This is a genomic window from Shewanella sp. MF05956 (genome assembly GCF_059758055.1).
In genome coordinates, this window is sequence record NZ_JCAYNV010000042.1 from 1 (window position 1) to 1,524 (window position 1,524).

1 protein-coding gene is annotated in these 1,524 nt (G+C 44.3%); it reads left to right on the forward strand.

From position 1 onward, the window contains the following. The first annotated feature begins 86 nt into the window (after window positions 1-86). On the forward strand, window positions 87-1,130 hold the full coding sequence (locus AC19MX_RS21030; RefSeq protein ID WP_432406171.1) for an IS110 family RNA-guided transposase: 1,044 nt from the start codon (window positions 87-89) through the stop codon (window positions 1,128-1,130). The last annotated feature ends 394 nt before the right edge of the window (window positions 1,131-1,524 follow it).

Here is a 1,524-nt window from a genome sequence, read left to right on the forward strand (position 1 = left end):
GTGGGTGATGAGATGGACGCTCCCTAATACGGCGTCAATGCGCCAAACTGATGTTGAACCATACAGTTACTTAAGGAGCGTCCACCATGAAAGTTACCACTATTGCGATTGATTTGGCAAAAAATGTTTTCCAAGTTTTAGGAATGGATAGCCATGCAAAGCAAGTCTTCAATAAACGGTTAAATCGCACTCAGCTGATTGAGTTTATGTTGCAACAACCCCATTGCGATGTGGTATTTGAGGCTTGCTATTCATCCCATTACTGGGGGCGTAAGTTTCTCGCTATGGGGCATAACGTTAAGCTCATTCCAGCCCAACATGTCACCCCGTTCGTGCGAGGCAGTAAAAATGACAACAATGACACAATGGCGATTTATGAAGCCAGCTTTAGGCCTAACATTCGTTTCGTGCCAGTGAAAACCGAAGAGCAGCAAGAAATATTGATGTTACACCGAGTCAGAGAACGTTTAGTGAAGGAGAAAACTGCCTGCACTAATCAAATTAGGGGGGTATTAGTCGATTTTGGGATTTGCTTTGCCCAAGGTTATAAAGCATTTGAAGTGGCTATGTGGGACATCATTAACGATGCGTCACAACGTCCCATTATTAAACTGATGGCTAATGATTTCTGGGATGAATATCAAAGTGTTAATACACGTTTAGACAGAATTAATACCTTGATAAAAAAGCTTGTCGAACGTGACCCTAATGGCAAAATATTATTAAGTATTCCTGGTATCGGCCCTATTATCGCGTCAGCATTCGTCGCATCAATTGGCAAAGGCCAGGCGTTTAATACTGCTAAAGAACTGGGTGTGTGGCTGGGGTTAACCCCCAAGCAATTTGCCTCTGGCCATCGAAGTGTCAATGGCAATATCACCAAGCGAGGCAACGGATATTTACGCAAACAGCTTATTCATGGTGCGAGAACCGTTGTCAGCCATGCAAGTAAAAAACAAGATGATTTAAACCTCTGGATAACACAGTTAAGAAGCCGAAAAAGCATCTGCAGTACGGTGGTTGCCACGGCTCATAGACTCGCCAGACTGATATGGATTTTATTACAAAAACAAGTGCCTTATGCTCCGCAATATGCAGCAAATCAAGGTGTAAACCATGGTACTTGTTAACACTGTTGTCGCTATCTTGCAGAGTTCGGTCTGGCCAAGGGTAATTAACCCGAGTGGGTGATAAGAGCCGCGAGATAGCGCATTAAATACTCACCAGGGTTGTTGTTATTGATGAAGAAATGGCTCAGTCCAACCAGTGCTAGCCCGAATAGGCCAAGGATAGGAAAAACCTAATCCGCATGGGTGTTTCAATTGACCGGCGCAGTGGTACGGATTTCATTAGGGGCGCAGCTTGGCTGTTAAGCCCGTATATATGGCAGTACAACCGCTTCTAGCGGTAAATGAGCGCATCAAAAGCAACGATAAGAGTGAGAATGTTGTACAGAAAACTAAGGCCAAAAAGCCTTCGGTGAGCAGAGTATTATCTTGACTCACCGGGAGCGTCCATATATGG